The following is a 21,916-nucleotide window of genomic DNA, read 5'->3' on the forward strand; positions in this document are numbered from 1 at the left end:
CTGCGTCATGCGCCCTCTTGCCGGAAATGACGGAACGCGGCAACGTCGCAGATATGAGCACGCCGCGTAAATTCCTCCTCATCGCCGACGGGACTGAAGAAAGCCGCTCCGCCGCCTATTTCGCCGCCCGCCGCGCCCGTAATACCGGCGGGGTGGTCACCGTGCTGGCCGTGGTGGACACTGAAGGCGGGTTCGAGCACTGGCTGGGCGTGGGCGAAACCATGCGCGCCGAAGCCCGAGAAGCCGCTGAAGCCGCGCTTGAAAGCCTGTCTGAGGATGTTGAAGAGGTCACCGAAACCCGCCCGGAAGTGATCTTGCGCGATGGCGATCTGATCGAGGCCTTGCGTGATCTGCTGGAGACTGACCCGGCGATTTCAATCCTGGTTCTGGGCGCGTCGACCGGCAAGGACGGGCCCGGTCCGCTGGTCAGCGCGCTGGGTCGCGGCAAGGGCTTGTTTGAAGATCGCACCATTCCGGTGACGGTGGTGCCGGGCAATCTGTCGCGCGCTGATATCAAGGCGCTGACCTGATCGGCCATGATCCCCTACTGCGTCTGGGGTTGAACGCCGCCGCGCCACGGGCCATTTCAAGGGTTCACTGACCCGCGCAGGATACCCGATATGTTTATTCAGACCGAAGACACCCCGAACCCGGATACGCTGAAATTCCTGCCCGGCCAGTCCGTGTCCATGGAAGGCCCGCGTGATTTCGCGACACCGGAAGACGCGGAAGGCTCGTATCTGGCGCGTGAGCTGTTTCGCGTGGACGGCGTCGTTCGGGTCTTCGCCGGTCAGGATTTCATTTCTGTGACCAAGGCGGAAGGCGTGGATTGGCCCCATATCAAGCCCGCTGTGCTGGGCGCGATCATGGATTGCCTGGACAGCGACAAGCCCTTGTTTGGCGACGTCGAGCATGACGGCCACGCGGCTTATGAGGGCGAAGCCGCCGGCATCGTTAAAGAGATCAAGGACGTCATCGACACCCGCGTCCGCCCTGCCGTAGCGCGCGATGGCGGCGATATCGTCTTTCACAGCTATGATGAAGGCTCCGGTGTCGTGCAGCTTCACATGCGCGGCGCCTGCGCCGGCTGTCCGTCCTCAACCCTGACGCTCAAGCAGGGCATCGAAAACCTGCTCAAGCACTATGTGCCTGAAGTGAGCAGCGTCGAGGCTGTGCTTTAATCGCTTTAGAACCAAATCAGACAAGTATGATCGATCTTTCATGCGATCGCCTTCAGGCTGATTCACCTGTTTTCTTCGTATCGGAGCCGCTTTTATGACCGACACCCAAGCCCCGCTCGCCCTGGAAGACCGTCATGGGGTGCTGCCCGATCACGCGCTGGACCAATTGTTCCGCGGCGCCCGCACGTTTTACTCGTGGGAAGACAAGCCGGTGTCTGAGACCACGATCCGCGCGCTCTACGAGCTGCTGCAATATGGTCCGACCAGCGCCAATCAGTCCCCGGCGCGTTTCTTGTTCCTGCAGGGCGAAAACCAGGCGCGGCTCAAGCCGCACCTGATCGAACCCAATATCGAGAAGACCGTCACCGCGCCGGTGACGGTGGTGCTGGCCTGGGACTGGAATTTCCACGAGAAAATCCCCCAGCTCTTCCCGCACAATCCCGAAGCCAAGGACTGGTTCGCCTCTGACGAAGCCCGGTTTGAAAACGGCTTCCGCAACAGCTCGCTGCAAGGCGCCTATCTGATCATGGCGGCGCGGGCGCTGGGCCTGGATTGCGGCGCGATGTCGGGCTTTGACAAGGATGGCGTCGACGAGGAATTCTTCAAGAATGATCCTGACATGGGCGCCTGGCGCTCCAATTTCCTGATCAATCTTGGATATGGCACCACCGAGAAACTCTTCCCGCGCTTGCCGAAGCTCAGCTTCGACAAAGGCGCCAAGCTGATGAAGTAAGCCATGAGCGAGCCCGCCTTTCTGGTGGTGGACACGATCGGTCCCTGGTGCGCCTGCGCGGTGAAAGTCGGGGACCAGATCGTGATGCGGGCGGAAGAGATCGGCCGTGGTCATGCCGAACGCCTGGCGCCGATGGTGTCCGAAGCGCTTGAGGACGCTGGAATCAGCCCGCAATCACTGACCCGGATCGGCGTCAATATAGGTCCGGGCGGCTTCGCCGGAACGCGCGTCGGTGTCGCCTTCGCGCGCGGCCTGGCGCTCTCGACCGGAGCAAAGGCGCTGGGCGTGTCCTATCTGGATGCATTGGCCCTGCGCACTGACCCCAAGGGCGAACGCACGGTGATGGCCATCCATGACGCCAAGCGCGGCGATCTGGTCTGGCGGGTCTATACGCATGGACGTCCGGTGACAGGCATCTGTCATGGCAACGCCCATGACGCGCAAGATGAGATGGAAGCCTTTGGCGGCCTGTACCTGACCGGGTCTGGCGCAGCGCTAGTGGGCGCCGATCCCAGTCATTTTGATCCAGCGCCGCCTTTGCGCGAATTGCTGCAACTGACCGAAGCCGCGCCTTCTGACGCGCCCGCTCCCTCCCCGCTTTACGCGCGTCCGCCGGATGCGAAACTGCCCGGCGGCCAGACGCCGGCATGAGCGAGCCTGAGGGGTTTGAAGCCGGAGTTGAGGCGGCGGAGCTGTTCGCCGCGCTTCACGCCGAGTGTTTCCCCGATCCCTGGAGTGAGGCGGATTTTGCCCGTCTGCTGGCGTCATCCGGCGTCAAAGGCCTCATCGCGCGCACAGAAGACACACCGCAAGGCCTGTCGCTGATCCGTACGGTGGCGGGGGAATGTGAGCTGTTGACCATCGGCGTTCTGCCCGACGCGCGCCGGTCGGGCGTCGGAGCGTTCTTGTTAGCGCAAAGCGAAGCGGCGGCGCACCGGTCCGGCGCCCGGCGTCTGTTTCTGGAAGTGTCCGAGCGCAATACCGCTGCAAGCGCCCTATATGAGAGCAAAGGCTATCGTCAGATCGGCTTGCGCAAGAGATATTATCGCGACGGGGCCGCCGCATGGGTTCTGGCGCGCGATCTGGTCTGACATCGAACTCGCGCGACATATGGACACGCCCCGCCGAGGCTGGCTATCAAGGACGCAACGGGGCGCACGCCTCACAGGATAGGGAGTTGGCGATGCCGGATCGGATTGAGAAGCTCTGCGTGGAAAAAGGTCTGCGCATGACCGAACAACGCCGCGTCATCGCGCGCATCCTGTCGCAAGCGGAAGACCACCCCGACGCGGAAGAGCTGCACCGCCGCGCCTCGGACGTGGATTCGCGTATCTCGCTGGCCACGGTCTACCGCACGGTGCGCCTGTTTGAAGAAGCAGGCATCATTGAGCGCCATGACTTCCGCGACGGCCGCTCTCGCTATGAAGAAGCCTCTGAAGACCATCATGATCACCTGATCGACCTGAAAACCGGCGAAGTGGTCGAATTCATGGATGAAGAGATCGAGCGTCTGCAAGAGGCCATCGCCAAGCGCTTGGGCTACAAGCTGGTTGATCACCGGCTGGAGCTCTATGGCGTGAAGATCGAGGACGGCAAATAGAGGGCGTTAACCGCGCTTCAGACAGCGGATCGCTAAGCGGCGCCTTGCATCCGCCCCACTCTATCCCCATAACCCGTCCTCCCTTATCCACAGACTTTCGCCGCCAGGGAGGCCGGCTCCGCCCATGACCGATATCATTCGCGACGCCGACACCACGACCAAAGACCGCAAGCGCCTGTTCATCAAGACCTATGGCTGTCAGATGAACGTTTATGACTCAGAGCGCATGCGCGATGTCCTGGCGCCTCTGGGCTATGAGCCTGCAGATGAGCCTGACGGCGCGGATCTGGTGATCCTCAACACCTGCCATATCCGCGAGAAGGCCGCCGAGAAGGTCTATTCCGAGCTGGGCCGTCTGAAGCCCCTCAAGGAAGAAAAAGCCTCCACCGGCAAGCCGATGACCATCACGGTCGCCGGCTGCGTGGCCCAGGCGGAAGGCGCGGAGATCCAGCGCCGCGCCCCGGTCGTCGATCTGGTGGTCGGCCCGCAAACCTATCACAAGCTGCCTGAACTGATCGCCAATGTGCATCGCGCGCGCGGCGAAGCGCTCGACACCGAGTTTGAGGTCGAAGAGAAATTTGACGCCCTCGCCGGACCGGAACGCCATGTGGAAGGCTTCACCGCCTTCGTCACCGTGCAGGAAGGCTGTGACAAATTCTGCACTTTCTGCGTGGTGCCCTATACGCGCGGCGCGGAATGGTCGCGTCCGGTCGACCAGATCGTCATGGAAGTGCGGGCGCTGGCCGCCAAGGGCGTGCGCGAAGTGACTTTGTTGGGCCAGAACGTCAACGCCTATCATGGCGATGCGCCCAAGTCTGACGCGACAGGCGGGGTCTGGGGCCTGGGGCAATTGGTGCGCCATCTGGCGAAGATCGGCGGCATCGAGCGGATCCGTTTCACCACCTCTCACCCGAAAGACATGGAAGACGACCTCATCCAGGCCTTTGCGGACGAACCCAAGCTGATGCCGTATTTCCACCTGCCGGTTCAGTCGGGGTCCGACAAAATCCTCAAATCCATGAACCGCTCGCATACGGCGGCCGAATACATGGAGAGCATCGAGAAACTGCGTGCGGCCCGGCCCGACATCGCCATTTCCGGCGATATGATCGTGGGCTTTCCCGGCGAGACCGACGCGGATTTCGAAGCGACGATGGAGCTGGTGCGCCAGGTCAATTACGCGTCGTGCTTCTCGTTCAAATATTCCAAACGCCCCGGCACGCCCGGCGCCGCCATGTTCAACCAGATCGACGAGGGCGTGAAAAGCGAGCGCCTGGCGCGCTTGCAGGCGCTTTTGTCAGAGCAGCAGGTCAGCTTTAATCGCTCCATGATCGGCAAGACATTGCCGGTCCTGTTTGAGCGCGAAGGCCGGTTTGAGGGCCAATTGTCAGGCCGCAGCCCCTATCTGCAGGCGGTTCATTGCGAAGGCCCGCTTGAACTCATCGGTCAGATCGCCAATGTGGAGATCACAGGGGCAAGCCAGAACGCCCTCTCCGGACGTCTGATTACAAAGGAAATCGCAGCCGCGTGAGCCGCTCATCAAAACCGCGTCGCCCCAAGCGGGCGGCGTCCGAAACGCTTCATTTTGAAGATTCCGATCTTGTTCGCATCCTTGCGGGGCCGGGTCACGAAAACTTCGCCACGCTCGAGCATGAACTGGAGGTTCAGCTCGAAGCGCCAGGTGGCGGTCAGATCGTGATCACCGGCGAAGAGGCGCGTGCGCGGATCGAAGCACGCCGCGTGCTCAATGCGCTCTATGGCCGCGCCAGCGAAGGCCTGCCGATTGATCCGCCCGCGGCCCGGGCCGCCTGTCTGATGGCCGATGACGACGCGGGTGAAGAGATTGATGCGGTCATCCGGGTGCCGCGCGGCGCCAGCTTTGCGGCCCGCACCGATGGTCAGCAGGGCTATGTGAGATCGCTCAAAAACGATCGCGCCTATGACATGATCTTCGGCGTCGGCCCGGCCGGCACGGGCAAGACGCTGCTGGCGGTGGCCTATGGCGCGTCGCAACTGGCGCTGGGCAGCGTGGACCGGTTGATCATCACCCGTCCTGCGGTCGAGGCCGGCGAACGGCTGGGTTTCCTGCCCGGCGACCTGACCGAGAAGATCGATCCGTATCTGCTGCCGATCTGGGACGCCCTCCGGGATGCGCTGGGGCAGCGGGTGAGTGAAAAGATGCGCGAGGAAGGCCGGGTCGAAGTGGCGCCGCTGGCCTTCATGCGCGGCCGGACGCTCAATAACGCCTTTGTGGTCGTCGATGAGGCCCAGAACGCCACCATCCCGCAAATGCGCATGGTTCTGACCCGATTGGGGGAAGGCTCGCGCATGGCGGTGACCGGCGATCCGACCCAGACCGATTTGCGCCGGGGCGAGCCTTCAGGCTTGCCGCATGCGTTACGCCTGCTTCAGGATGAGCAAAGGATCGCCGTGCATCGCTTCACCCGCCATGATGTGGTGCGACACGGTTTGGTGGCGCGTATCGTGGACGCGTATGAACGCGATGACGCCGTTCGCAGCGATGAGACGAGCCATGTCTGAAGTGGTGATGGATGCGCAGAGTGTGGAGTTCGTTATAGAAGACGAGCGCTGGGCCAGCCATGACGGCCTGCTGGAGCGTTGCCGTTCTGCGATCGAAGCCGGGCTGGATCAGCTTGAGGACGCGCGCTCCGGAGCTGCCGTCATCTTGTTTTCAGATGACGCCACCGTGCATGAGCTCAATCGCCGGTTTCGCGACAAGGACAAGCCCACCAATGTGTTGTCATTTCCGGCGCCGGAGCGTGAAGGCTATCCCGGCGATGTGATCCTGGCGTACGACACATGCGCATATGAGGCGCAGGCTGCAAAAGTGTCGCTGATTGATCATGCGGCGCATCTGGCGCTTCACGGCGTTTTGCATTTAAACGGGTTTGACCATCAGGAGGAAGACGAGGCGACCGAGATGGAAGCGCTGGAAACGGCGGTTCTGACCGGTCTGGGGATGTCAGATCCCTACCTCGTGCAGGAATAGGTATGAACGACGATCCGTCTTCGCGAAGTCTTGTGGCCCGTTTCAAACGGGCCTTTGGCGGGGGGCGCCCCGAAATCCAGGACGCTGAGCCGATTGTGAACGGCGCGCCTGATCCCATGGACGCCGGGGCTTTCCTGGTGAATATGCGCGAGTTTCAGGACATGCGCGTCGATGACGTGATGGTGCCCCGCGCCGACATTGTCGCCATCGACATCGAAACCCCGCTCAAGGAGCTGGCGCGCACTTTTGGCGAAGCCACGCATTCGCGCCTTCCGGTGTACCGCGAGACTCTGGATGACCCGGTGGGTCTGGCGCACATCAAGGACGTGCTGGGCTATATGTCCCGTTTCGCCGAGGAAGGCTCTGACGGCGGCCCGGATTCCTGGGCGGAGATGCGCATCCTGCCCGCCGTTCGACGTCCTTTGCTCTATGTGCCCGCCTCCATGCGCGCGTTTGACTTGCTGCTGAAGATGCAGTCGCGGCGCATGCACATGGCGCTCGTCGTGGATGAGTTCGGCGGCACGGACGGGCTCGTGACGCTTGAAGACCTGATCGAGCCCATTGTGGGCGATATCGAGGATGAGCATGACGAGGCGGAGACGCCCAACATCCTCGCCAAGGGGCCCCATTGCTGGGAAGCGGATGCGCGCGCCATGATCGAGGATCTCGAAGAGGTGGTGGGCTGTGATATCGCCACCGAAGAAGAAGAGAACGACGTGGATACGCTCGGCGGGCTGGTTTTCCACCTGGCGGGACGTGTGCCCGAGCGCGGCGAGGTGTTGGCGCACCCGTCCGGCTTTGAATTTGAAGTGCTCGATTCGGATCCGCGCCGGATCAAGCGCCTGCGCGTGAAGCCGGGCGCCGGTTCGACCTTGGCCGGCGATGAAGCCAGCCGGATGGCCGCTGGCGCCATCAGTCCGGATTAGAGCATGACCGGCGTCCTGCCCCGCTTGCGCCAGCTTCGGGCGGGATATCGCGCGCTTTCTGGCTGGCGGCTTTTCGCCGTGCTGTTCGCGCTGGGCGCATTCGGCGTGCTGGGTCATGCGCCGTTTTTCATCTGGCCCGCTTACGCGGTGGCGCTGACCGCCCTGGTTTTGACGCTGGATGACGCCAAGCGTCGCCCCAAGCCCTTGCGCAGCGGTTTTGCGCGCGCCTGGTGGTTCGCCAGCGGACAATTTCTGGCGGGCACCGGTTGGGTGGCGAACGCGTTTCTGGTGAGCGCGGGCGACCACGCCTGGCTGATCTGGGCGCCGCTGATCGTTTTGCCGGCGGGGCTGGCGCTGTTCTGGGGCTTGGCGGGCGCGGTTTATGTGCGGCGCGCGCCAACCCATGCAGGCCGGATCGCAGTCTTTATCTTGCTCGTGATGGCGGTGGAGTATCTGCGCAGCACGGTGCTGTCCGGCTTTCCGTGGAATTTGCCCGGTCATGTCTTTGAGGCCGGCGGCGCCATCAGTCAGAGCGCGGCGCTGGTCGGCGCTTATGGCTTGTCAGTGCTAGCGCTCTGCCTGTTCGCGGCCCCGGCGGCGCTGAGCGGCCCAGGCTCGCGCCTGTCGCGATCCATCCCCATGGTTTGCGGGCTGGTTCTGATCGCTGCCAGTTGGGGGTTCGGGCAGTTCAGGCTGGTTCAGGCTCAGACATTAGCCGAAAGCGATTATCAGTTGCAACTGGTGTCTCTCAACCTGCCTCAGGAAGAGAAACGCTATGCCGCACGTCATGACATTCTCGAGCAGTATCTGGCGCTGTCGTCCAATCTGGATGATGTGGATGCGATTATCTGGCCCGAAGGCGCGATACCGGCGATGCTGCTTGAATCACCGGACCTGTTGGCTGAAATCGCAGACACCTTCCCGTCCGGCATGCGCTTGATCACGGGCACGGCGCGAGTGGAGCGGGGGCTCAATGGCCGCGCCCACGCCTATTATAATTCTCTTATCTCACTGAAATTAGAAAATAATCGCCCTGTTCTTGAAGCACAATATGATAAATCGCGGCTGGTGCCGTTTGGCGAGAGCAACCCGTTACTCTCGCTAACGGACTGGATGGGTTTTGACTCTTTGTCCGAGCTTGCGCCCTATTACAGTCCTGGAAATGGAGCGCAAACGCTCCAACTGGACGGCTTGCCGGATATGGCGCCTTTGATCTGCTATGAGGCTGTGTACTCCAGGTATTCACCAAGACAGTTAAATAGACCTGCTTGGTTGTTGAATATTTCAAATGACTCTTGGTACGGGAATTCTGCCGGCCCTCAACAGTTGCTTAACCAAACACAATATCGCGCGATAGAAGAAGGATTACCCCTAGTTAGAGTCGCAGCTGCTGGCATATCAGGTCAGATCGATCCTTATGGTCGGCTCATTGAATCCATTCCGTCAAGATCAACTGAAGTATTGTCGATTACATTGCTTGAAGGGTTAGACGATACGCCGTATGGGGTGTATGGAAATGCACTCTGGTTGATTGCTTCGCTTGTTTTGGCTGCAGTCATGCATTGTCTAACGGTTGTGTCACTTGCGCATTCAGGTAGAGGGGCGCGACCGGCTGAGGGGCGTTGAGCGTATCGCATCAGGCCAAACTATGGTTGTATGCTTACGCAGATAAGGAATTTGAGATGACTGCCAATCCGAGAGGTCCGAACGCGGTTGATCGCCATGTGGGATCGCGCATCCGGCTGCGGCGTCAGCTTCTGAATCTGAGCCAGGAAAAGCTGGGCGAAGAGCTCGGCGTGACCTTTCAGCAGGTTCAGAAATACGAGCGTGGGACGAACCGGGTTGGCGCAGGGCGTCTTTGGAACCTCGCCCGCGTGCTCGATGTTCCGGTCTCGTTTTTCTATGACGGTGTGAATGAGGGCGCTGGCCAGCCGGGCTTCTCTGAAGGCGATCAGACTCCGATCGTGGATGATTTCATTCAATCGGCTGACGGTGTGGCGCTGGCGCAGGCGTTTGCCCGCATCAAGGATTCCAAAGTGCGCCGCCGAATTCTTGAGCTGGTGCGGACTTTGGCCGCTGAAGAAGCGGAAGCGACGGCGACCGAGGCTGCATCCTGACTCACGCGTGACCGGACGGGTCTTGCTTTCCGTGCGCCAATAGGCTTTAAGCCAGCCATATAAAGATCGCTTTATATGGAGCACGCCGTTGGCCCGTTCGTCTTACCTCTTTACCAGCGAAAGCGTGTCCGAGGGTCACCCGGACAAAGTATGCGACCGCATTTCCGACGCGATTCTGGACTTGTTTCTGTCCAAGGATCCGGTGGCGCGTGTGGCGTGTGAAACGCTGACGACCACGAACCGTATCGTTTTGGCGGGCGAGGTGCGTTGCGCCGGCGCGATCAAGGATGACGAGATCGAAGCGGCTGCGCGCCGCGCCGTACGCGATATCGGGTATGAACAAGACGGTTTCCATTGGGAGACCGCTGACGTTCAGAATTATCTGCACGAACAGTCTGTCGACATCGCCCAGGGCGTGGACGAAGGCTCGGGATCTTTCGCCGATGAAGGCGCGGGCGATCAGGGCATCATGTTCGGGTTCGCCTGTGACGAAACGCCGGAGCTGATGCCGGCGCCGATCACCTATTCCCACCAGATCCTCAAAGAGATGGCGCGGCAGCGCAAATCCGGCGAGCGTCCCGAGTTCGAACCCGACGCCAAATCCCAAGTGACCTTGCGCTATGAAAACGGCCGTCCGGTGGGCGTGACCTCCGTGGTGGTCTCCACTCAGCACAAGGATGGCGTGAGCCTGGATGATGTGCGCGAGTTGGTGCGACCGGTCGTCAAATCTGTGCTGCCCGAGGGCTGGTTCCCGCCTGAGGACGAGTTCTACGTCAATCCGACCGGCAAGTTTGTCATTGGCGGCCCTGATGGCGACGCCGGTCTGACGGGCCGCAAGATCATCGTGGACACCTATGGCGGCGCGGCGCCCCATGGCGGCGGCGCCTTTTCAGGCAAGGATCCGACCAAGGTGGACCGCTCGGCGGCTTATGTGGCGCGATACCTCGCCAAGAACGTCGTGGCGGCGGGCCTGGCGCGCAAATGCACCATCCAGCTCAGCTACGCCATCGGCGTGTCCAAGCCGCTTTCGGTCTATGTGGACACCCACGGCACCGGCGATGTGGACGAAGCCAAGCTGGAAAATCGCCTGCGCGAGCTGGTCGATCTCAGCCCGCGCGGCATTCGCACCCATCTGGGTCTGAACCGTCCGATTTATGAGCGCACCTCAGCCTATGGCCATTTTGGCCGCACCCCGACCGAGGATGGCGGCTTCTCCTGGGAGAAGACCGATCTCGTCGACGCGCTGAAATCGCTGGCCTAAGCGTCTCGAACGGAAAGTGCAGGGAGCCGGGTTGTTTCAGCCCGGCTCTTTGTTTTTTGGCGCAGGGCCGTTAAAGGGCCGTCATGACCCAGACTCCGCCCGACGCCCAATCTCAAGATCGACCCCAGAACCGGCGCCTGTATGGCCGCGCCAGCGGGCACAAGCTGACCGAGCGTCAACAGACGCTGGTGGACACGCGCTTGCCGGCTTTGCAATGGCCGGACGAGGGTGATCTGGATCCCGAGGCGCTGCTCCCGGGCTTTGAGACTTACGTGCTGGAAGTGGGCTTTGGCGGCGCCGAGCATCTGATCGGTCAGGCGCAGCGGGCGCCGCAGACCGGCTTTTTCGGGATCGAGCCGTTTCTGAACGGCGTTGCGAAAGCGCTGGTGGGCATCGACGACCACGATCTTGAAAATGTGCGGGTCAAGCGCTCGGACGCGCGTGATGAAATGATCCGCATGCCCGATGGCGCGTTCCAGATGATTTTCCTGCTCTTCCCGGATCCCTGGCCGAAAAAGCGCCACGCCAAGCGCCGCTTCGTCCAGCCCGACACGGCGGCCGAATTTGCGCGGCTTCTGAAGCCGGGCGGGCGCTTGCGCGTGGCGACCGATGTGCGCGCCTACGCCGATCACGCCCTGCCGATCCTGATGAACACGGATGGGCTGAGCTGGACCGGCGAGCAGGCGTCAGACTGGACTGAGAACCCGCCCGATCACATCGTCACCCGCTATCAATCCAAGCATCTCGGGGACATCGACCCGGTCTTCTTTGATTTCTTGAAGGACTAGTCGTCACAATGGCCGCCATAGGCCATTGAATACGGCTGATCCCAGCATGCGAGCAATCCATCCACCACGCTGAGGTTTTGCGGCTGCTCCACATAGCCGTCCGGCATGGTGATCTGAGGGTTTTCCGCCAGAAATAGGCGCCGCGCGGCTATCTCCTCCTCGCTGGGGCGTAGGGTGGACAGTTCCGCGCGCGCGGCCTCCGCCGCCGCTCGGTCCCGGCGCATGAAGGCGAGGGTGGCGTCGACATACAGGGTCCACTCTGGCGAGCCGCTGCGTTTGGCTTCGAAATAGGGGATCGCCAGCTCGACCTGTCCGGCCATGGCCAGCATCTGTCCCGCATGCCAGCCGATCACGCCGGGCCGCTCCGGATTGAAATGCGGCGAATGATCCATGTAGGCGATCAGCAGATCCGCGGCGGCCCGTTCGCAGCCCGTCTTATCGCCGACCGGTCGCCAGCCGCCAGAAAAGTCCTGATCGAAGCTTTGAGGGTCCAGCGCCATGAGGGCGTCAAAGCGCGCGGCATCCACTTCGCAGGACTCAAGTCGAGCCTGCGCTTCAGGGTCAAGCAGGGGGTAGGCTGATGCGGCGGGTTCAGACTGATTGGCAAGGGCCATCGAGGCGAAAATGAGAGCGATCATTCCCTGACCTTTCATGGTTGTTTATGGCGTATCCTAGTGTAATCAGGGCGCAGGGTCCGGGCCATCTTTGTTAGAGCGGCTGACCGCCCCCATTGCCTTTCGGGCTTTGTCCGCGTATAAGCCCCTCAAATGTTCGATATGCCGGACGGCATGTTCGAGCGGCTCGGCATCCGGGCCGCTTTTTTCGTACTCGCAGTTCGGTCCAGACACAGATATTTGACGCCCATGAAAGCACGCAGCCCCCAAGACCAGCGCATCCTCGAGATCGCAGAACCGATCGCCGAAACGCTGGGTCTTGAGATTGTGCGCGTGCGGGTGATGGGCGGCAAGAAGACCCTGGTCCAGATCATGGCTGAACGTGATGATGGAACCATGGTCGTGGAAGACTGCGCACGGTTGTCGCGCGCATTGTCTGACGTTTTTGAGGAGGCGGATCCGGTCTCTGGCGAGTATGATCTTGAGGTCTCCTCGCCCGGTATCGACCGCCCCCTGACAGCGCTGTCGCATTTTCAGCGCTGGGAGGGTTTTGAAGCCAAGATCGAGCTGGACCGGCTGGTGGAAGGGCGCAAGCGCTTTCGTGGTATGCTGGCCGGGATCGAGGATGAGACTGTGCTGATGGATCTGGCGGGCGAGGACGACACGGCTGTCATCCCGTTTGACTGGATTGCGGACGCCAAGCTGGTGATGACCGACGCTCTGGTGGAGGCGAGCCTGAAGGCCCGCGGTCCCATCGAGGGCGAAGACGGTCAGGCCGACGAGTAGAACGAGAAGGAACGCGGATATGGCCATCGGGGTCAGCGCCAACAAGCTGGAAATCCTGCAAATCGCCCGCGCGGTGGCGCAGGAGAAGATGATCGACGAGTCGATCGTGCTGGAAGCCATTGAAGAGGCGATCCAGAAGGCGGCCCGCTCGCGCTATGGCGCGGAGCTCGACATCCATTGCAACATCAACAACAAGACCGGCGAGATGCGTCTGACCAGCCGCACGACCGTCGTCGAAGAGGTTGAGAACGAGGCGCACCAGATCACGCTGGACGACGCCAAGAAACGCGATCCTGAAGCCGAAATCGGCTCTTTCTACGAAGAAGAACTGCCCCCGATCGAGTTTGGCCGCGTGGCGTCTCAGACCGCCAAGCAGGTGATCACGCAGAAAGTGCGCGAAGCGGAACGCCAGCGTCAGTTCAACGAGTACAAGGATCGCATCGGCGAGATCGTCAACGGCATCGTCAAGCGCGTCGAATACGGCAATGTGATCATCGATCTGGGCAAGGCGGAAGCCATCATTCGTCGCTCGGACGGCATTCCGCGCGAAAGCCTGCAGGTCAATGACCGCGTGCGCGCCTATATTTATGACGTGCGTGAAGAGACCCGCGGCCCGCAGATCTTCCTGTCGCGCGCGCATCCGGACTTCATGGCCGCCCTGTTCGCTCAGGAAGTGCCGGAAGTCTATGAAGGCGTGATCGAAATTCCGCGCGTGGCCCGCGATCCGGGCAGCCGCGCGAAAATCGCCGTCATCTCCAATGACAGCTCCATTGATCCCGTCGGCGCTTGCGTGGGCATGCGCGGCAGCCGGGTTCAGGCGGTGGTCAACGAGCTGGCTGGCGAGAAGATCGACATCATTCCGTGGAACCCTGATCCTGCGACCTTCATCGTCAACGCGCTGCAGCCGGCGGAAGTCGCCAAAGTGGTGCTTGATGACGAAGCCGAGCGCATTGAAGTGGTCGTGCCTGATGATCAGCTCTCGCTCGCCATCGGCCGCCGCGGCCAGAATGTGCGCCTGGCCAGCCAGCTGACCGGCTGGGCCATCGACATTCTGACCGAGGAAGAAGAATCCGAGCGCCGTCAGAAGGAATTCTCTGCGCGCACCGGCACCTTTATGGACGCGCTGGATGTGGACGAGGTCATCGCTCAGCTGCTGGCCACGGAAGGCTTTGCCGAAGTGGAAGACATCGCCTTTGTCGATCTCGAAGAAATTGCGGTGATCGAAGGCTTTGACGATGACACGGCCCAGGAAATTCAGACCCGGGCGCGCGAATATCTCGACAAGCGTGACATTGAGCGCGATGCACGCCGCAAAGAGCTGGGCGTGGAAGATGCGGTCATGGAGGTCGAGGGCGTCGATCTGCCGATGGCGGTCAAGTTCGGCGAAAACGAGATCTGCAACATTGAGGATCTCGCCGGTCTGACCCCGGACGATCTGCGCGGCTGGTATGAGACCCGCGACGGCGAGCGCGTGCGCGAGCCGGGCATCCTGGAAGGCTCTGACATGTCGGCGGAAGACGCCGAGATGCTGATCATGCGCGCCCGCGTGATTGCAGGCTGGATTTCCGAAGAGGATCTGCCGCAGGTCGAGCCTGAAGCTGAAGAGGTTGAGGCCGAAGCCCTTGACGCAGAGGCTTCCGATGTCGATCTGGAAGACATCGACCTGTCCGATCTGGAAGCGGAAGCGGAAAAGCTGGGTGTTGATCTGGCTGACCTTCTGGACGCCGACACGACGGAGGAAGACGAGAAGTCGTGAGCCGCGGGGCGCGACATGGCCGATCCAAACCGGTGCGCGAACGCCGATGCGTCGCCACCGGAGAGGTGAAGGGGGAGGAAGACCTTCTCCGCGTGGCGCTGAGCCCCGAAGGGCGCGTAACCCCCGATGTGGCTGCGCGCTTGCCTGGCCGAGGCGGCTGGGTGACAGCGGATAGGGTTCTGGTCGACAAGGCTGTGAAGAAGCGCCTGTTCAATCGGGCGTTCGAGCAACCGGTCGAGGCCCCTGACGATCTGGCCGATCAGTTCGAGGCGCTGCTGAAAGCGCGCGTTCTGAACCTGTTGGGGCTGGCGAGACGCGCCGGCCGGTTGGAGCTGGGAAGTGATGCGGTGCGTCTGGCGCTGCAGACCGAACCCGGTCCGGCCTGGAGACTTGAAGCCAGTGACGCCGCCCCTGACGGGCGGAAGAAGCTGGATCATCTGGCGAAGGCGATCGAAAGCGACGCGCCGGTGCTGGGATGTTATGACGCCGATACGCTCAGCCGGGCGCTCGGCGTGGGAAATGCGGTTCATGGTGCTTTGTCCCAAGGACCGGAAGCGGCGGGGATTTCCGCCCTTGCGTTCAAGCTTGCAGGGTTCGTTAACCTCGATCCTGCGGCCCAAGACGCACAGAAGAGTTGAATCGCCTTGGAAGCTGGCTAGTTTAGCGGGCCTTCAGGCCGGGTCTTCCCGGAGGCGACCTGAACAGATGACGGACCCTGGCGCACGCGGCGGCGAGGGTCCGCCCGAAGATGTCTAAAGCCGCGGCAAGGACGCTTATGAGCGACGCTGACGAACGCAACAATTCGGGCCGCAAGCCTCTCTCCCTCGGTGGACGTTCCTCTGGAACCGTGCAGCAAAGCTTTGCGCGCGGACGTCAGAAGTCTGTCGTGGTGGAGAAGAAGCGCAAGCGCCCCGGGCCTGCCGGCAAGGACGCCGCGACGGGCAAATCCGGCGCGCCGCTGACCCAGAAGGACAAGGCGCGTGCGGCGCTGGCCGCCAAGGCCAAGCAGCTGGGTCTGTCTGAAGAAGAACTGATCAAGCGCCAGCAGGCCATTCTGCGCGCCCGCTCCGAGCAAGAAGAGCGCGCCGCCAAGCAGAAGGTCGAAGAGCAAGCCCGCCAGGCGCGCGAAGACGAAGAGCGTCGCGCGCTGGAGGATATGCGTCAGCGCGAGAAGGAAGAGCGCCAGCGCCGTGAAGACGACGAGCGTCGCGCTGTGGCTGAAGCCGAAGCTGCGCGTCTCGCCGCTGAACAGGCCAAGATCGCCAAACCGGCCAAGAAGTCTGCGCCGGCTGATATCGAACAGCCCGAGGAGCCGTCCGCCAAGACGCCGTCTCGCAAGGCTGACAAGACCAAGGACAAGGCTGAACGCGGCGACACCGAGGATAATCGCAATATCCTTGAGTCCATGGGCGGCCGTGTGAAGTCCAAGAAAACCGCGCCGGGCGGCGACAAGGCGCAGCCGTCGCGCGCCAAGGAGCCCAAGCGCCGTCAGGGCAAGCTGACCATTCAGAACCTCGTTGAGGATGATGAAGGTCGTCAGCGCTCTCTGGCGTCCATGCGCCGGGCGCGTGAGCGTGAAAAACAGCGTCGCAGCCAGGGCGGCCAGGCACGGGACAAAGTGGCCCGTGAAGTGGTCATCCCTGAAGCGATCACCGTCCAAGACCTCGCCCAGCGTATGGCGGAGCGTGCGGCCGACGTGGTGAAGTTCCTGATGACTCAAGGTCAGATGGTGCGCGCCAACGACATGCTGGACGCCGACATCGCCGAGCTGATCGTCGAGGAATTCGGTCATACCGTGAAGCGCGTTGCGGAAGCGGACGTGGAAACGGGCTTCATCTCTGATGAGGATCCGGAAGAGAGCAAGAAGCCGCGGCCGCCTGTGGTGACCGTGATGGGTCACGTTGACCACGGCAAGACCTCGCTTCTGGACGCCCTGCGCTCCACCGATGTGGCGGCGGGCGAAGCCGGCGGGATCACCCAGCATATCGGCGCCTATCAGGTGGTTCTGAAGACGGGCGACAAGATCACCTTCCTGGATACGCCAGGCCACGCGGCTTTCTCATCCATGCGGTCGCGCGGCGCTCAGGCGACCGATATCGTGATCCTGGTTGTGGCCGCCGATGACGGGGTCATGCCCCAGACCATCGAGGCGATCAGCCACGCCAAGGCGGCGAACGTGCCGATGATCGTGGCGGTCAACAAGGTCGACAAGCCCGATTCTGACCCGCAAAAAGTGCTGCAGGAACTGCTTCAGTACGAAGTGTTCGTGGAAGACATGGGCGGCGATGTTCAGGCGGTGCCGGTGTCGGCGCTGAAGAAAACCGGCCTTGATGAGTTGATGGACGCCATCAACCTTCAAGCCGAGATCCTCGAGCTCAAAGCCAACCCGGACCGCTCTGCGGAAGGCGTCGTGATCGAATCCCAGATCGACAAGGGCCGCGGCCCGGTCGCAACCTGTCTCGTGAAGCGCGGCTCGCTGAAGCGCGGCGACATCGTCGTGGCCGGCGCCCAATGGGGCAAGGTGCGCGCACTGGTCAACGAACGCGGCCAGCAAATGAAAGAGGCGGGTCCGTCCCTGCCGGCCGAAATCCTCGGCCTCGACGGCGCGCCAGAACCCGGTGAAGTCTTCGCCGTGGTCGACAGCGAAGCGCGTGCGCGCGAGCTGGTGGAATACCGCGAACGCGTCAAGCGCGACAAGGCTGCAGCGGCCCGGACGGGCGGCGGCGCATCGCTTGAGCAGATGATGGCCAAGCTCAAGTCCAACGAGGTTCAGGAGCTGCCGCTGCTGATCAAGGCGGACGTGCAAGGCTCGGCTGAAGCGATCATCGGCGCTCTGGAAAAAGTCGGCAACGAGGAAGTCCAGGCCAAGATTGTCCATGCAGGCGCTGGCGGCGTGTCGGAAAGCGATGTTCTGCTGGCTCAGGCCTCGGGATCGCCGATCTTCGCGTTCAACGTCCGCGCCAACAAGCAAGCGCGCGACCTGGCCGAAAAAGAAGGCGTGGAGATCCGCTATTACTCGGTGATCTACGATCTGATCGACGACGTGAAAGGCACGCTGGAAGGCATGCTGGCGCCGGAAAAACGCGAAACCTTCATCGGTTACGCTCAGGTGCTGGAAGTCTTCAACATCACCAAGACCGGACGTGTGGCGGGTTGCCGCGTGACCGAAGGCGTGGTGAAGCGTGGCTGTGGCGTGCGTCTGCTGCGCGACGACACGGTGATCCACCAAGGTCATCTGTCGACCCTGCGTCGCTTCAAGGACGAAGTGCCTGAAGTGCGCGCCGGCACCGAGTGCGGCATGGCCTTCGAGAACTATCAGGACATTCAGCCCAATGATGTGATCGAGTGTTTCGAAGTCGAGGAAATCCAGCGCTCGCTGTGATTTCGCTTTGATGGACTGAAAATGATTAAGGGCGGCTCATAGAGCCGCCCTTTTTTGTTTGTCGTTTGGGCGCTTGGCTTCAGTCCTCCAGCAACCTGTTCGGATGCATGCCGTTCACATGACCCATGAAGGGCGGGTGGATCTGATAGCCCAATAGCGAGGGTAAGGGGGCTTTGAGGGCTTTTATGATGTCTGGCGGTACGGCTTGGCTCATATTTTCCTGCGTCCGCAGCCAAGGCGCGCAGTATTGCGCGGTCAGCGCCAGCCGGCCTTCATTCGTGGTGTTCTCGCCGCCCGCATGCCAGAGCCCTCCATGGAAAACGAGGGCGTCGCCCGGCTCCAAAAGAGCGGGCGTCCAGGGATCTTCAGGGCCAGGGCGGCGCTCGGCGGGCCAATGATGACTGCCGGGCCAGGTACGCGTGGCGCCATTCGCGGCGGTGAAGGGATCAAACGCCCAGATGACAGACAGGCCATGGCGGGCGTCCGGCCGCATATCGGGGTAAAACCCGTCATCGGCATGGGGCAGCTGCGGCGTTTCGCCGGGTCCGATATTGATGGCGAGACTGGCGGACAGCAGCGGCTGGGCGTGGAGCCGCGCCTTGAGAATCCCCAGGATTTGCGGATGCGCGATCAGCAGGTCCAGGGCGCGTGTCTTGGCCAACAAGGCATAGGCGCGCTGAGTGTTGAAGCCTTCAAAGTCATTGCGGCCCGTTGGACCCAGCAGGTCGCGCAAGGCGGTTTCAGCGGTCTCGCGCACCGCGTCGCTCAAAAGTCCCTTTAAAATGACATAGCCGTCGCGATCATAGGCTTTGAGCAGATCACTGGAGGGCGGATGGCCAATAACTTCGGTCTGTTTATGTTTGCCAGCCAGATCCTTGGTGAAAAGGTCATTCTGAACTTCAAGAGTTTGCGTTCTCGTCATGATTTGCTGCCTTCTCTGAGACCGACGCTCTGGGCGATCAGGACCCAGATCGCGTGGGCGAGCTGATCCACGTCCGGATTGGCGGCTTTGAACAAGGCCAGCGACATGCATTGCCTCAACCCGCCCAGGACGAAAGCGGCGGCGATATGAGGGTCGGCTTGCCGAGGCAGGTCTCCGTCCATCTGGCCTTGAGCGATGTTACAGGCGCCGCGCTCGATCAGCATGGCCATGCAGGCGCTCTCGGCCTGCATCACGCTGCTGGACCGGCCCAGCGGGCCGAACAAGGTGCGGGTGAAGGGCTCTTCGAGGAAGAACCGGACGACCGCTCGTACGCGTTGCACTTCGCGCTGGGCCCAGGTTTCGCCCCGGAAGGTCTGGTTCGCTACCCGCGCGTATCGATCATAAAAATCCTCAACCACGGCGGCCACAAGACCGTCCTTGGAGCCGAAATGATGATAAGCGAGCCCGGCCGAGACGCTCGCGCGTTTGGCGATATCGGTGATCTCCGCCGCGCCTGCGCCTTCAATCAAAGCGCCACGGGCCGCATCGATCAGTTTTTCTCGTGTGCGCCGGCCCCGCAGGGTTGGCGCAGACACGATATCGGCCTGTTCGGCTTTCAAGGGTGTAGCAGTGCTCATGATCGCCTCCTGTACAAAGTCTGAATTGAATTCAATTCAAACTCAAGTACGAGCTAGCGCGGGTTTCAGTCGCAAGAGTCCTGAACCGTCTGGGCCGCCGCGATCGAAACTCTGGGTTCAGGCCTGGTCGAGGTGATCAGCCCCGTGGGGAACTTCGCCAGACTGCCGGCCCGGGCGAAATAGCGGCTATGCTTGCAAATGCTGTTGGGGCGCTTGGAGATCCTGCTGGCGCACTATGTTCTGACTGCGCGCTTCTGGATGCGCTGACCCAGCTGTGAAGGAGGCTGATCCATGCCGATCAACACGCTCGCCCCGTTTATTCTCACCGCTATCGCCGGCGCCATGGTCGCGGCGCAACCGGCGTTCAACGGTCAGCTTTCAGGGCATTTGGGTTCGCCGTTGCGCGCGGCGCTGGTCAGCTTCACCGCCGGGGCGCTGATCATGCTGGCGGCGGTGTCGGTGCTGGCGTATCGCGCCGGCTGGCCCAGCCTTGAGCGCATCACCAATACGCCGCCGCACCTGTTCGTCATCGGCGGGGCCTTGGGCGCGATCTTTGTGACCACCGCGTCCTGGGCGGCGCCCAAGATCGGCACGGGGTCGTTCTTTGCGCTCTTGTTCGCCGCCCAGCTGATCGCGGCCATGGCGATTGACCATTTCGGCCTGTTCGGGATTGAGGAGCGTTCAGTGACCCTGCTTCGCGTTCTGGGCGCCGGCTTTCTCAGCGTCGGAGCCTGGCTGGTGGTCAACCATTAGCCGCGCCACCCTTGCATAACAGGGCTGGGCGCCGTACACACGCGCCCTTCGCAATCTCGATGCGTCCCGGTTGGACTCCGGACGCGTCCAGGCGACCCAAGAGGAATTCATGAAAGCCCAATCCCAACGCCAGCTGCGCGCCGGCGAGCTCGTGCGTCGCGCGGTGTCGGACATTATTCGCGAAGGCCGCGTGCACGATCCGCATGTGAACACGGCCGCCGTGACCATTACCGAAGCGCGCACCAGCCCGGATCTGCGCCACGCCACGGTGTATGTCGACCTTCTGGGCGGCGGCGACCGCAATGCGGTGGCTGAAGCGCTCAACCACGCTTCGGGTTTCATCCAGCGCGAGCTGGGCAAGCAGATCGAGCTGAAATTCACCCCCAAGCTACGCTTCGCTGTCGATGACCGCATCGAGGATGTGGCCCAGGTGGACGCGGTTCTGGACCGTCCCAAGGTCAAACGCGATCTCGATGACGAGGGCGAGGACTGATGGCGCGCCGCAAGAAGGGCGAGAAGATCCATGGCTGGCTGATCCTCGACAAGCCGCTGGAGATGACCTCCACCCAGGCGGTGTCGCGCTGCCGCTGGCTCTTGAAGGCGCAAAAGGCCGGCCATGCGGGCACGCTGGACCCGCTGGCGTCGGGCGTCTTGCCGATTGCGTTTGGCGAAGCCACCAAGACCGTGCCTTTCGCCCAGGAAAGCTCGAAAACCTATAAATTCACCCTGCGCTGGGGCAGTTCCACCACCACGCTGGACGCCGAAGGCGAAATCACCGGCGAAAGCGATGTGCGCCCGGACCGGGACGCCATCAAAGCCGCGCTGGGCCAGTTTATCGGCGATATCGAACAGATCCCTCCCAAATTTTCCGCCATCAAGGTGGATGGTGAGCGCGCCTATGATCTGGCGCGGGCTGGCGAAGAGGTCGAATTGGCCTCTCGCCCTGTGCGTATTGACGATCTGACGCTTCTGGATGCGCCGAGCCCGGATCTGGCGGTGCTGGAAATGAAGTGCGGCAAGGGCGCTTATGTGCGTGCGATTGCGCGCGATCTGGCGGCGGCTTTGGGGGCGGAAGGACATGTGGCCGCGCTGCGCCGCACCAAGGTCGGTCCGTTCAGCGCCGCACAGGCCGTTTCGCTGGACGTGTTTGAGGATTTGGTCCATAAGGGCCACGCGCTGGAGGCCCTGCTTCCGGTCGAGACCGCGCTGGACGACATCCCGGCGACGGCCGTGACCGAGGACGAGGCGTTTCAGTTGAGGCAAGGACGGTCGATCGTCTTGCCTCCCCGGCGAGCTTCAGAGCTGCGCAGTCTTCGCCAACCCCGCGACATCGCGGGGAAGGATTATTCGAAAGCTGTTGTGGCCATGGGGTCGGACCGGGCCGTTGCGATCGGCGAAGCACGCGCGGGTCAATTTTCGCCTGTTCGTGTCTTTCAATGGGATTAGGAG

24 protein-coding genes are annotated in these 21,916 nt (G+C 62.1%); 21 read left to right on the forward strand and 3 right to left on the reverse strand.

The genetic code is table 11. The features are described from left to right. Positions 1-53: 53 nt before the first annotated feature. The 14 genes from ACQ66J_RS07160 to trmB all read left to right on the forward strand — a co-directional run bounded on the left by ACQ66J_RS07160 (position 54) and on the right by trmB (position 11,616). Positions 54-530: a universal stress protein gene (locus tag ACQ66J_RS07160; RefSeq protein WP_028284609.1), complete on the forward strand. Its 477-nt coding sequence runs from the start codon at positions 54-56 to the stop codon at positions 528-530. A 90-nt stretch (positions 531-620) separates the two neighbouring features. Then, positions 621-1,181: a NifU family protein gene (locus ACQ66J_RS07165; RefSeq protein ID WP_430431064.1), complete on the forward strand. Its 561-nt coding sequence runs from the start codon at positions 621-623 to the stop codon at positions 1,179-1,181. 94 nt (positions 1,182-1,275) lie between these two features. Beyond that, positions 1,276-1,914 carry a malonic semialdehyde reductase gene (locus tag ACQ66J_RS07170; RefSeq protein WP_430431065.1) on the forward strand — a complete coding sequence of 213 codons (639 nt, stop codon included), beginning with the start codon at positions 1,276-1,278 and terminating at the stop codon, positions 1,912-1,914. Positions 1,915-1,917: 3 nt separating this feature from the next. Further along, positions 1,918-2,565, forward strand: a complete 648-nt coding sequence (tsaB, locus tag ACQ66J_RS07175; RefSeq protein ID WP_430431066.1) for a tRNA (adenosine(37)-N6)-threonylcarbamoyltransferase complex dimerization subunit type 1 TsaB — start codon at positions 1,918-1,920, stop codon at positions 2,563-2,565. After that, complete coding sequence (locus tag ACQ66J_RS07180) at positions 2,562-3,005, forward strand: GNAT family N-acetyltransferase (protein WP_430431067.1); 444 nt, start codon at positions 2,562-2,564, stop codon at positions 3,003-3,005. Before tsaB ends, ACQ66J_RS07180 begins: the two co-directional genes overlap by 4 nt. Before the next feature lie 92 nt (positions 3,006-3,097). Next, the gene (locus ACQ66J_RS07185) at positions 3,098-3,514 is read left to right on the forward strand and encodes a Fur family transcriptional regulator (RefSeq protein WP_430431068.1); all 417 of its coding nucleotides are present in this window, start codon (positions 3,098-3,100) and stop codon (positions 3,512-3,514) included. A 124-nt stretch (positions 3,515-3,638) separates the two neighbouring features. Next, entirely contained in the window at positions 3,639-5,045 is a 1,407-nt protein-coding gene (gene miaB / locus ACQ66J_RS07190) for a tRNA (N6-isopentenyl adenosine(37)-C2)-methylthiotransferase MiaB (protein WP_430431069.1), read from the forward strand. Continuing rightward, positions 5,042-6,055 carry a PhoH family protein gene (locus ACQ66J_RS07195; protein ID WP_430431070.1) on the forward strand — a complete coding sequence of 338 codons (1,014 nt, stop codon included), beginning with the start codon at positions 5,042-5,044 and terminating at the stop codon, positions 6,053-6,055. The genes miaB and ACQ66J_RS07195 overlap by 4 nt, the downstream gene beginning before the upstream one ends. After that, positions 6,048-6,524, forward strand: coding sequence for an rRNA maturation RNase YbeY (gene ybeY, locus ACQ66J_RS07200; RefSeq protein ID WP_430431071.1), 477 nt, complete (start codon positions 6,048-6,050; stop codon positions 6,522-6,524). Before ACQ66J_RS07195 ends, ybeY begins: the two co-directional genes overlap by 8 nt. A gap of 2 nt (positions 6,525-6,526) precedes the next feature. Next, positions 6,527-7,450, forward strand: coding sequence for a hemolysin family protein (locus tag ACQ66J_RS07205; RefSeq protein WP_375547789.1), 924 nt, complete (start codon positions 6,527-6,529; stop codon positions 7,448-7,450). A 3-nt stretch (positions 7,451-7,453) separates the two neighbouring features. Continuing rightward, positions 7,454-9,076, forward strand: coding sequence for an apolipoprotein N-acyltransferase (lnt, locus tag ACQ66J_RS07210; RefSeq protein ID WP_430431072.1), 1,623 nt, complete (start codon positions 7,454-7,456; stop codon positions 9,074-9,076). A gap of 56 nt (positions 9,077-9,132) precedes the next feature. Beyond that, the gene (locus ACQ66J_RS07215; protein ID WP_107713617.1) at positions 9,133-9,567 is read left to right on the forward strand and encodes a helix-turn-helix domain-containing protein; all 435 of its coding nucleotides are present in this window, start codon (positions 9,133-9,135) and stop codon (positions 9,565-9,567) included. A gap of 88 nt (positions 9,568-9,655) precedes the next feature. Beyond that, on the forward strand, positions 9,656-10,828 hold the full coding sequence (metK, locus tag ACQ66J_RS07220) for a methionine adenosyltransferase (protein ID WP_375547787.1): 1,173 nt from the start codon (positions 9,656-9,658) through the stop codon (positions 10,826-10,828). An 83-nt stretch (positions 10,829-10,911) separates the two neighbouring features. Next, the gene (gene trmB, locus ACQ66J_RS07225; RefSeq protein WP_430431073.1) at positions 10,912-11,616 is read left to right on the forward strand and encodes a tRNA (guanosine(46)-N7)-methyltransferase TrmB; all 705 of its coding nucleotides are present in this window, start codon (positions 10,912-10,914) and stop codon (positions 11,614-11,616) included. On the opposite strand, the gene ACQ66J_RS07230 is transcribed toward trmB, so the two are convergent. Beyond that, positions 11,613-12,254 (reverse strand): hypothetical protein, encoded by a 642-nt coding sequence (locus ACQ66J_RS07230; RefSeq protein WP_430431074.1) that lies wholly within the window; start codon positions 12,252-12,254, stop codon positions 11,613-11,615. The two genes, trmB and ACQ66J_RS07230, sit on opposite strands and share 4 nt — an antisense overlap. Positions 12,255-12,479: 225 nt before the next feature. Between ACQ66J_RS07230 and rimP the strand changes: the two genes are divergently transcribed. The 4 genes from rimP to infB all read left to right on the forward strand — a co-directional run bounded on the left by rimP (position 12,480) and on the right by infB (position 18,154). After that, on the forward strand, positions 12,480-13,016 hold the full coding sequence (gene rimP, locus ACQ66J_RS07235; RefSeq protein ID WP_430431075.1) for a ribosome maturation factor RimP: 537 nt from the start codon (positions 12,480-12,482) through the stop codon (positions 13,014-13,016). 19 nt (positions 13,017-13,035) lie between these two features. Continuing rightward, complete coding sequence (nusA, locus tag ACQ66J_RS07240; RefSeq protein ID WP_430431076.1) at positions 13,036-14,772, forward strand: transcription termination factor NusA; 1,737 nt, start codon at positions 13,036-13,038, stop codon at positions 14,770-14,772. Beyond that, a complete protein-coding gene (locus tag ACQ66J_RS07245; RefSeq protein WP_375547782.1) occupies positions 14,769-15,410 on the forward strand; it encodes an RNA-binding protein in 642 nt (213 codons plus the stop codon). The genes nusA and ACQ66J_RS07245 overlap by 4 nt, the downstream gene beginning before the upstream one ends. Before the next feature lie 137 nt (positions 15,411-15,547). After that, on the forward strand, positions 15,548-18,154 hold the full coding sequence (infB, locus tag ACQ66J_RS07250) for a translation initiation factor IF-2 (protein ID WP_375547781.1): 2,607 nt from the start codon (positions 15,548-15,550) through the stop codon (positions 18,152-18,154). A 79-nt stretch (positions 18,155-18,233) separates the two neighbouring features. Here infB and ACQ66J_RS07255 read toward each other — a convergent pair whose 3' ends face one another. Next, the gene (locus tag ACQ66J_RS07255) at positions 18,234-19,076 is read right to left on the reverse strand and encodes a phytanoyl-CoA dioxygenase family protein (RefSeq protein WP_430431077.1); all 843 of its coding nucleotides are present in this window, start codon (positions 19,074-19,076) and stop codon (positions 18,234-18,236) included. Continuing rightward, positions 19,073-19,714, reverse strand: coding sequence for a TetR/AcrR family transcriptional regulator (locus ACQ66J_RS07260; protein WP_375547779.1), 642 nt, complete (start codon positions 19,712-19,714; stop codon positions 19,073-19,075). Before ACQ66J_RS07260 ends, ACQ66J_RS07255 begins: the two co-directional genes overlap by 4 nt. 291 nt (positions 19,715-20,005) lie before the next feature. Between ACQ66J_RS07260 and ACQ66J_RS07265 the strand changes: the two genes are divergently transcribed. The 3 genes from ACQ66J_RS07265 to truB all read left to right on the forward strand — a co-directional run bounded on the left by ACQ66J_RS07265 (position 20,006) and on the right by truB (position 21,913). Beyond that, entirely contained in the window at positions 20,006-20,467 is a 462-nt protein-coding gene (locus ACQ66J_RS07265) for a DMT family transporter (protein ID WP_430431078.1), read from the forward strand. Between the two features lie 70 nt (positions 20,468-20,537). Beyond that, the gene (gene rbfA, locus ACQ66J_RS07270; RefSeq protein WP_375547777.1) at positions 20,538-20,960 is read left to right on the forward strand and encodes a 30S ribosome-binding factor RbfA; all 423 of its coding nucleotides are present in this window, start codon (positions 20,538-20,540) and stop codon (positions 20,958-20,960) included. Beyond that, entirely contained in the window at positions 20,960-21,913 is a 954-nt protein-coding gene (truB, locus tag ACQ66J_RS07275) for a tRNA pseudouridine(55) synthase TruB (protein WP_430431079.1), read from the forward strand. Before rbfA ends, truB begins: the two co-directional genes overlap by 1 nt. The last annotated feature ends 3 nt before the right edge of the window (positions 21,914-21,916 follow it).

Origin of the sequence: Oceanicaulis sp. (assembly GCF_965284345.1) — a bacterium.
Lineage (GTDB): Bacteria > Pseudomonadota > Alphaproteobacteria > Caulobacterales > Maricaulaceae > Oceanicaulis > Oceanicaulis alexandrii_A.

Coding starts and splice junctions, on each gene's coding strand:
- ACQ66J_RS07160 (WP_028284609.1), top strand. CDS start 54: ATGAGCACGCCGCGTAAATTCCTCCTCATCGCCGACGGGACTGAAGAA.
- ACQ66J_RS07165 (WP_430431064.1), top strand. CDS start 621: ATGTTTATTCAGACCGAAGACACCCCGAACCCGGATACGCTGAAATTC.
- ACQ66J_RS07170 (WP_430431065.1), top strand. CDS start 1,276: ATGACCGACACCCAAGCCCCGCTCGCCCTGGAAGACCGTCATGGGGTG.
- tsaB (WP_430431066.1), top strand. CDS start 1,918: ATGAGCGAGCCCGCCTTTCTGGTGGTGGACACGATCGGTCCCTGGTGC.
- ACQ66J_RS07180 (WP_430431067.1), top strand. CDS start 2,562: ATGAGCGAGCCTGAGGGGTTTGAAGCCGGAGTTGAGGCGGCGGAGCTG.
- ACQ66J_RS07185 (WP_430431068.1), top strand. CDS start 3,098: ATGCCGGATCGGATTGAGAAGCTCTGCGTGGAAAAAGGTCTGCGCATG.
- miaB (WP_430431069.1), top strand. CDS start 3,639: ATGACCGATATCATTCGCGACGCCGACACCACGACCAAAGACCGCAAG.
- ybeY (WP_430431071.1), top strand. CDS start 6,048: ATGTCTGAAGTGGTGATGGATGCGCAGAGTGTGGAGTTCGTTATAGAA.
- ACQ66J_RS07205 (WP_375547789.1), top strand. CDS start 6,527: ATGAACGACGATCCGTCTTCGCGAAGTCTTGTGGCCCGTTTCAAACGG.
- lnt (WP_430431072.1), top strand. CDS start 7,454: ATGACCGGCGTCCTGCCCCGCTTGCGCCAGCTTCGGGCGGGATATCGC.
- ACQ66J_RS07215 (WP_107713617.1), top strand. CDS start 9,133: ATGACTGCCAATCCGAGAGGTCCGAACGCGGTTGATCGCCATGTGGGA.
- trmB (WP_430431073.1), top strand. CDS start 10,912: ATGACCCAGACTCCGCCCGACGCCCAATCTCAAGATCGACCCCAGAAC.
- ACQ66J_RS07230 (WP_430431074.1), bottom strand. CDS start 12,254: ATGATCGCTCTCATTTTCGCCTCGATGGCCCTTGCCAATCAGTCTGAA.
- rimP (WP_430431075.1), top strand. CDS start 12,480: ATGAAAGCACGCAGCCCCCAAGACCAGCGCATCCTCGAGATCGCAGAA.
- nusA (WP_430431076.1), top strand. CDS start 13,036: ATGGCCATCGGGGTCAGCGCCAACAAGCTGGAAATCCTGCAAATCGCC.
- infB (WP_375547781.1), top strand. CDS start 15,548: ATGAGCGACGCTGACGAACGCAACAATTCGGGCCGCAAGCCTCTCTCC.
- ACQ66J_RS07255 (WP_430431077.1), bottom strand. CDS start 19,076: ATGACGAGAACGCAAACTCTTGAAGTTCAGAATGACCTTTTCACCAAG.
- ACQ66J_RS07260 (WP_375547779.1), bottom strand. CDS start 19,714: ATGAGCACTGCTACACCCTTGAAAGCCGAACAGGCCGATATCGTGTCT.
- ACQ66J_RS07265 (WP_430431078.1), top strand. CDS start 20,006: ATGCCGATCAACACGCTCGCCCCGTTTATTCTCACCGCTATCGCCGGC.
- truB (WP_430431079.1), top strand. CDS start 20,960: ATGGCGCGCCGCAAGAAGGGCGAGAAGATCCATGGCTGGCTGATCCTC.